The 7,746-nt window shown below is 69.7% G+C and carries 6 protein-coding genes; all 6 read right to left on the bottom strand.

The window, feature by feature from the left end; all coding sequences use genetic code 11:
• Positions 1-296: 296 nt before the first annotated feature.
• Positions 297-1,097, bottom strand: a complete 801-nt coding sequence (locus ACWGKU_RS29175; RefSeq protein ID WP_331768665.1) for a hypothetical protein — start codon at positions 1,095-1,097, stop codon at positions 297-299.
• Between the two features lie 406 nt (positions 1,098-1,503).
• Positions 1,504-2,601: a hypothetical protein gene (locus ACWGKU_RS29170; RefSeq protein ID WP_331768664.1), complete on the bottom strand. Its 1,098-nt coding sequence runs from the start codon at positions 2,599-2,601 to the stop codon at positions 1,504-1,506.
• A 549-nt stretch (positions 2,602-3,150) separates the two neighbouring features.
• On the bottom strand, positions 3,151-3,627 hold the full coding sequence (locus ACWGKU_RS29165; RefSeq protein ID WP_331768663.1) for a hypothetical protein: 477 nt from the start codon (positions 3,625-3,627) through the stop codon (positions 3,151-3,153).
• Between the two features lie 420 nt (positions 3,628-4,047).
• Positions 4,048-4,758, bottom strand: coding sequence for a hypothetical protein (locus tag ACWGKU_RS29160; protein ID WP_452180023.1), 711 nt, complete (start codon positions 4,756-4,758; stop codon positions 4,048-4,050).
• A 946-nt stretch (positions 4,759-5,704) separates the two neighbouring features.
• The gene (locus tag ACWGKU_RS29155) at positions 5,705-6,022 is read right to left on the bottom strand and encodes a WhiB family transcriptional regulator (protein ID WP_401053691.1); all 318 of its coding nucleotides are present in this window, start codon (positions 6,020-6,022) and stop codon (positions 5,705-5,707) included.
• A gap of 904 nt (positions 6,023-6,926) precedes the next feature.
• On the bottom strand, positions 6,927-7,682 hold the full coding sequence (locus ACWGKU_RS29150) for a hypothetical protein (protein ID WP_331768658.1): 756 nt from the start codon (positions 7,680-7,682) through the stop codon (positions 6,927-6,929).
• Positions 7,683-7,746: the final 64 nt, after the last annotated feature.

Here is a 7,746-nt window from a genome sequence, read left to right as displayed (position 1 = left end):
CGCCACACGCACCGCATCCATCACGCCCAGGTCATGCCCACCACCCGAGCACGGTCGGCACGCACCCCTCAATCAGCGACAGAGCCCAGAAGTTGAGCCAGAACCGGAGGTCGTGAACAAAGCCAAAATGGGCGTCGGGGCGCGGTAGTCGAGCTCATTGACGCGTGTGCGCGGCTTCGTGGTGCACTGCGTCTGAGGTGCTGGCCGGGACCGTAGCGATCCTGCTTGGCCGGTCAAGTGGTCAGCGGTGCGGGCGGCCGCCCCGCTGGTTGGTGAGCGGGGCGGCCGGAAGCGGGTCAGGCGGTGGTCGGGGGTGTGAGGTGGTTGAGGGTGGTCAGGTAGGTGCCGGGGGTGGCCAGGTCGGAGGCGGTCGGCCAGGGAATGGGGGTGGTGAGCGGGAGGACGGCGGTGGTCTGGGGCAGTCGACTGGTGTAGACGCTTCCGTGTTCGCTGGTGAGCGTGGAGGGCGGGACGATGAGGACGCCGTTCAGGGTGTCGCCCGGTATGTCGGGGTCCGGGATGCGGTCCCTGAGCAGCCACAGGGCGCCGGCGACAGGCGACTGGTCGGGGCTGACGAGGGTCGTGACCAGCGCCATCGTGCAAGGCGCCTCGAAGGTGGCGTTTGAGGCGGTGGGCAGCGCGGTGAAGCTGTCAGGGGTGAGGTCGGTCGCCCGGGCGAAGAGGGCGGTGACGGCTTCGATCCGCTTCCGGGCCTCGTCCAGGGCTTTGGGTCCGAACCCGGGGACGATGTCGAGCACGTCTCCGAGTCGGGCGAGGTCGTAGCCGCGGGTGCGGGCGCCCTTGGGCTTGAGTGCGGTCAGGCCCGGCTGCTGGACGATCCGCCCCTGCCACGCGTGGATCTGCGGCGTCGAGAACACCGGCGCGAGGTTGCGGGTCACCACGGTGACGTACTGACCGTCGGTGAGGTCCAGCAGGTCTGCGCGCGTCGATCGCAAATCCAGGATGATGGAGGTGGCGTCCACGATGGCGATGAGACGCCCGCTGGGCTTCACCCTGGTGAAGGTGCTCAGCTGGTGGGGTTCGGACGGCTCGGTGCTGTGGATCAGGCTGTCCAGCAGAAGTGTGCTTGGGGCCATGGTGATACTCCGATCACGGTAGCGATGGGGTGAGGGAGGTTCCGCGGCGGCCCACGGTGGTGGAGCGTGGGGTGCGAAACGTCGCCGGGCGCACGTCGCTAGCGGGGAATGGTCCGTGGCGATCCCTCAACCCGGAAGGTAACTACGCGCTACAGCGGGTCAAGCTCGGCGAGGGGCCCTTCCGGTGTTGGTTGCACGTGGCGTGTCGGGGCAGCGACGTGCCGGGCGCTTCGGGTCTGGCCCGGGACGCCGGGCGGGCAGACCTTGATGCCGACGGCGGCGGGCCGCTGGGCAGCGCATCATCCGGTCGCCGGCTGCTTCGTCCTGACGACGGCGGGCCGCACAGCAGAGGGATGCTGTGCGGCCCGGTGGGCAAGGCGTGGGGCGATCATTGTCAGGACTGAGGTCAGACCGTTGCTTCGGCGGCCTCCGGTGCCGTGCCTCGCTCGCGGGCCGCGGCCACTCGAAGCGCGTGGCCGCGGTGCACCGTGATCGTGATCAGGTCCTCGCGCACCACGGTCCAGCCGGCCTCCGCGAACGCCACCTCGTGCGCGGCCGACAGCACGGTGGCCAGGTCCCGGCCGTGCCCTTCCGCGTAGGCGCTGTCCGGAGCGGTCACGCTCACCCGGTCGTGCAAGGCGGCAAGGACGGTGGGCGAGGTGTTGTCGACGTTGAAGACACCGTCTCGAAGGTGCGGAGGCAACTGCGGGTAGACCCGGTGCCCGATCGTGCCGCGCTCGCAGTTCTCACGGGAGAACCCGCGGACCCACAGCAGGTCTCGGGCGGCCCGGCACTCTGGGGTCTCCGGGCGCAGTCCGTCGCGCTCGCCGGTCGGCCGTTCGCCTCGGCGCACCAGGACGCCGTAGCCGACGCCGTACAGGCTCGGCGCGTCCTCGCCGGCATTCAGGCCCTGGGCGCGCAGTGTGGCAACGGCGTCCCGGACCCGCTCCACCTTCGTCGCGTGCGAGAACGTCAGGAGGAGCGCGCCGGAGGCCCTCATGACGCGGTACAGGTCCGGAGTCTCCCAATACGCCGGGAGGACGCCGGCCCGGGACAGGCCGCGCGAGGTGAGGGCCCGTGTCACGTTCCTCGCGGGTTCGTAGGGCGCGCCGGACACGAGCAGGCTCTGCAGCCGCCGTGTGCGGGTGAGCGAGGACTCGGAGGGCGTCACCGTGTAGCCGATGTCGCGCAGCAGGCCGGCACATTCGTCGAGGGCTCGGTTGCGCGCGCTTCGGACCGTCTGGATCCGGCGGGCCGGCAGAAGGGCCTCGTCGACGGCCCCGTCCTCGTACCACTCCACGATCAGGTCGGAGGCGCGTCCGTGGGGTGCGGCGACGGCGCCGACCGTGCAACGCAGGTTCCTGGCCTGGTGAGCTTCCTCGGAGGCGAGGTCGGCGCGGGTCACTTTGGCGTCGGCCAGCACGTCGAGTGCGATCCGAACCGCCGGAACGGCCGCATGTTCAGGGAGGCAGCCGCGGACCGGAAGCCGAGGGGATGCGGACATGATGCTCCTTGTCGCAGGGGGATGGCGCCGCGCCTGCTGGTAGGCGCGGCGCCGGCGGGAGTGAGCGCTTGATCTGGGCGGGCCGAGCTGAGTCGTCGCCCGCGGCCGAGCCGGCACGCGAACCTCTTCGGCCGTCGCTGATGCCCGGTGGAAGCAAGGGGGAAGGTAGCCGTCGTGTCGAGCCGTTCACCCCCCGGCCGGGACCGCCTTGACTCGGTCCGGCCTGCCGCGCGGGCCAGCAGCGGCCGTCGCCGCCAGGCCGGGCGCGTCGAAGCGCGCGGGCCTGGTCGGGGCGGGCTTTTGCGTCACCACCGGAGACCACCAGGCCGATCGGGCAGCCTCGGGCAGGTGTCGACTGCTGCTGGCCGCCGAGCGGGACCGCTCACCGGCCACCGCGATCTGGCTACCTCTGCAGTGGCTGAGCAGGACCTGGAACTGGGCCTGGGAACGCAGGCTGTGGGCTCTCGCATGGAGTTCGGTGACGCGCTCGACGCCTCGAATGCATGTGGCCGCCCCGCGGGAGGGGCGGCCACATGCGGTGGACGGGAGCTACATCTCCCCGTGGGTGAGAGCGGTGCTGCCGGCCAACGGAACGATGGTGGCCGGCGCATCCACCCGCTCATATCCATCGGAGGCCACCGCCAGGTGAACCTCGCGGCCGTCCGATCCGGTGATGTGCAGAACGTCTCCGACGGAGACCGCCCGCACGCCGCTTGGCCAGCTGCGGTTGAACGAGTCAGCGCCGGCGCTGTTGCCGATGAGGTACACACGGTCGGCTGCCGCCTCGACGGTGGACGCCTCGACGGTCAGGACCAGGGGGCCGTCGCCGAGGATCTCCGCCCGGGCGAGCGGCTGGCCGTGCTGGTAGCCGAAGAAGTTCAGGTACTGGCCACGCGGACCGGATGTGACGTTCAGGAGGACCGTTGCGGTGTAGCTCTGGGCCGAGGATGCGGCGTGACCGCGAGGCTGCGAGGCACTGCCGGAACGTCGGAAAACGCCGGCGAGAGGACGAGGAAATCGGGGCATGGGTCAGCTCCGGACGGGTGCAGAAGGCGGTCTGCGGCAGATCGCGCAGTCGGTTGACGAGGCGCGGGCCGGGACAACTGTCAGCCGTCCGGCCCGGCTGTGGGGCGTCAACGTAATCGCGGGCAGCGGCTGGTCAAGTGCCTCCACGGCCCCTTCGCCGATGCAGGCCGGGCGCGTGCTGCGGCCTCTGGCGCCACACGGACCTCGCCTGCGGTGGCACCGGTCGAACAGCCCGGAGCGTCCCGACGCAACCCGTGCAGAGAACTGCTTCGGCTCAGTCCTCTTGTCGCTGTGCCAGGTGGAGCTGCCGAGCGGCGGCCGCCCGCCAGCAGGTTCCATGCTGGCGTCTGCGGTTCGGTTCGACCCTTCCGCCGGCACACGGCTGCGCCGACCGAAGGCTCGGTCGGCGCAGCGGTGCGGCTACTTTCGGCGGCGGGCCCGGGTCCTCGCCTCCTCGATGGCGTCTTCGGGGGTCTTGCCCTCCTTGTGGGCGATCGCGGCGGCTACCTGCTGGATGGCGCTGTCGTCCGGCGTGGGGCGCCAGGACTCGAAGGCGTCGGCGAGCCAGATGCGGGCTGCGTGGGTGGTCTCGATGGTCTCGGTCCGCCCGCGTCCGGTAATGCGTAGAGGGGTTCCGTCGGGGTTGGCGATTGCGTTGGCGGCCTTGCTGGCGGCCCGGGCCACCTTCTCGAGTTCGCGGTCCTGCCGCTTCTTTCGGGCCGCGGCCTCTGCGCGGGAGGTCATGCGGCTGGGCCGGCGGTGGGCGTCGACCGGAGCGTCGGGGAAGCAGACGGTGCATGCGCGCTCCCCGGCGTCCCGGACGATCTGCTCGTCGGTCGCGCCGGAGTAGGCGGTCAGCCAGGCAAGCCGGGTGCGCTGCGGTCCGTTGTGGCAGGTCGAGCAGTGTTCGCTGCGGTGGGCGTGCCCGATCCCGCGGTCGGGTTGGGCGAGGAAGGTGCGGCTCCAACCGCCCCGCCGCTTCCACTCGGCCAGGTACGGCGCCTGCTCCTGAGCGATCCTTCGGAGTTCAGTGCTCGCTGCTGCGTGGGCGTCGAGGGCTGGGGGATCGCAGGGTCGGTCCGGTCGCTCCTGCGGGCGGCTTCGAGCGCCTGGGCGTCGGACATGAGCCATGGTCCGCGGTTCTTACTGCCGGTCCGGCGGTCTCCGACCGCTGCATGGAGCACCTCGACGGCGAGATCGAGGCGATAGCGCGCTTTCCGGTACCAGGAGTCGAGTGCGGCCAGAGCGACGTCGATCTCGACAGGGGTGGCCGCGGCGAGGGTGGTGCCGGCAGCCCGAACGCGGTTGGCGGGCCAGGCGACCGTGAGACCGGTAGGGCTGTCGTAGGCGCTGCCCTCGACGGGCTGCATGTCGACGGTGCACCGGCGGCCGCGATCGGTCACGGCGGTGAGGGTGCCTGGGTGGTCCAGGCCGTTCGGGGTGCTGACCAGCACGGCAATGCCGGGCCTGAGCAGGGTTGGGGTGTCGGCAACGACCATCTGTCCGTCTCTCCGGGGAGGGGCGGGCGCAGCCACCAGGGGGCTGCACCGGGTTGATGGCCGTGAAGGTAGGGGCGGCTCCGTGCCAATCAAGTGGGCTTTGCCACGGGCGGCTCGGGCGGCGGCAGGCGGTACTCGGGTTGTGATCTGCTGTGCCTGCAGGTGGCTCTGATGTGGTCAGCGGGCCGCCCAAACGGGGCAACCGAAGGCGTGGACGGTCAGGATGAGAACGTCCCCGCCGTCCGTCCGCACTCGGCTTCGAGTGGCCGCGCAGCAGGTGGGCGGCCTCCCGGGAAGTGGCAGGTCCAGCTCGGCGAGGCCGGGGTCCTGCTCGGTGGCCGGCTGCGGGCCGAGGGCTGCAGATGAGGGGTAGCTGTCGGCGGGGTGCCCTGGTCCTGGGGTGGAGGGCACGAGGGGGTTGGGCGCGGGACGGCGGCGGCGATGGCGGGACATGACGGCAACGATGCCCGGTGCGTTGGACGGAGGCGGGCATTCTGGAAGACCGACACGCAGTGGGGTGATGGGGTTGTCCTGCGTGGAGTGCCGCTCCAACCGTTTCGCGCGGGGCCCGGCCGCTGTCAGCTGGCCTGCGGCAGTGGCTCGTTCGCTGGGGCTCCGCCATGTCGCTCGTATTCTGCGCGGGCTGCCTCCAGGAGCTCGCGCCAGGACTTCACGGTGGGCCGGCGGCGCAACAAGGCACGCCGCTCGCGCTCGGTCATGCCGCCCCAGATGCCGAACTCTATTCGGAGGTCCAGGGCCTCCGCGAGGCACTCGGTCCGGACAGGACAGCTCGAACAGACGGCCTTGGCTCGGTTCTGCGTCGACGCGTCGACGAAGAGCTCGTCCGGGTCACTGTCGCGGCACGCTCCCTCGCTGGCCCAGTCGGATCCCACCATCGTCTTGCTGCTGCCCTCTCCCCCGTGCCAGCTACGTTCCACACTGTATGCGCTCTTCTATGTTCGGGCGTACGGGATTTCGTCGCGGCCGTGAGCAGTGAGGGTCGTGTCGTCGGTCTCGCGGGGGTGAGCGTGGGAGCAGCACTCTGGCGGGTGGTGGCGTAAGAGGCCGCCGGCTCCCCGTGCGGCGGCTGCGGCAGGGTCGGTGATGCCGTAGCGACGGTTTACCACGCTGAAGGCGGAGACCTGTGGGCTCGTGGTGGAAGGCCGCGGGGGGACGGGCAGGTCGAGGCCGTAGCGGCGCATGCAGTCGGCCGTGGCTGCGCGGCGGAGCCAGTCGAACGTCGCGGACTGCACCGGGGTCAGCATGTAGGCCTCGATGGGCAGGTGCAGGGACGCGGTCCCGTTGGCGATGATCGGAGTTGCCGCTGGTGGAGCCGGTGGCGAGTCCCCCGGGCTGCTGGCACAGCTGCTCAATGCCGCGAGAGTGAACAGCATGGCGAGCACAGAGCTGTGGCGGCCGGGCCGCTTGGTGGTGGGGTCACCTGCGTTGTCCGCTGTTTCGCACGCGAGTCGCTGACGGGCCGCCATGGTGGTCAACTCCTCCGGATGAGCGAAAGGGACGTGCTGGGGTCGGTCTTGAGGCTGCGGCAGCGCTGGTTGCAGGCTCGATTCGCCGCTTGCAGGGTGTGCCGTAGGACGAGCTGGGAACCCGATCTGCCCTGGACGGTAGTCAGGACCTGGCTGTTCGGGGCAGCGATGGTGGGCGCCAGCGGCCGAGGTTGCTCGCCCTGCGGGATGAGACGCCTCAGGATCCCGTCAGACGGAAAGTCCACGGGCGCCAGTGCGATGAACCGGCCGGTTGTCGGTTGGCGCATCGCGCTGGTGCCCGTGGACTTTCCGTCTATGTACTGGCGGCCTGGCGGGCTTCCTCTCTGAGCCTGAGTTCGCGCAGGGTCAGTGGGTAGATCACCCGGTTCCTCTGCTCCTTGAGAATGGCGTAGTCTCCGTTCGCTCTGCGGAATTCCTCCTCTTGCGCCTCGGCCATTGCATATCGTTCTGGAAATAGGCGCAGGGTGCGAATCCACTGGGCCTTTCCGGCGCGGACGCAGGTGCCTCCACAGTTGTTATGCGGGTAACCCATCTCGTACAGACGGGGAGGCTCGATTCCCAGGCTTCTGGCTTCGTCGAGCAGTTCTTCCTTGGTGAGTTCCGGCTCCCCTTCCTCGCACAGCGGGAAGACGGTGCGCCAGGGCTGCCAGTTGGTGGCGATCGGTGGGATTCGGTTGCGGTCGTGCCTGCTGGCGTCGATGCCGATGTACAGCGTCGTCCGTGTGGGGTCGGCGTTCTTCTCGAGCCAGCGCAGGCATGGGTCGATCTTGAGGACCCTCGTGCACCCGGCGATCCTGCTGTTTCCGAGGAACTTCTTGTCATGGAAGACTTGGAATGGATCGCGGCCGTCAGCCACGCGCACGAGGGGGATGTCGAGTAGCCTGCTGGCGTCTTGCGAGAAACGCCACAAATCAGGGTCCTCGATTTGCGTGTCCGCTATCAGAAGGGTCGTCCTGTCGGTGCCGTATCGTCGGACTACGCGAACGGCGGAGGCGAAGGATGCGATGCCACCGCTAAATTGCACGACACGCTCGTACTGTCTATTCACAGGTTATCTCCTTTCACTGCGAGCCACTTCGGAATGGCCATGGCGGTGAAATTAGGTCACCCAG

The organism is Kitasatospora sp. NPDC054768 (genome assembly GCF_053612025.1).
The sequence above is the reverse complement of the archived record's forward strand: the minus strand, read 5'-3'. Positions and strand labels throughout refer to the sequence as shown.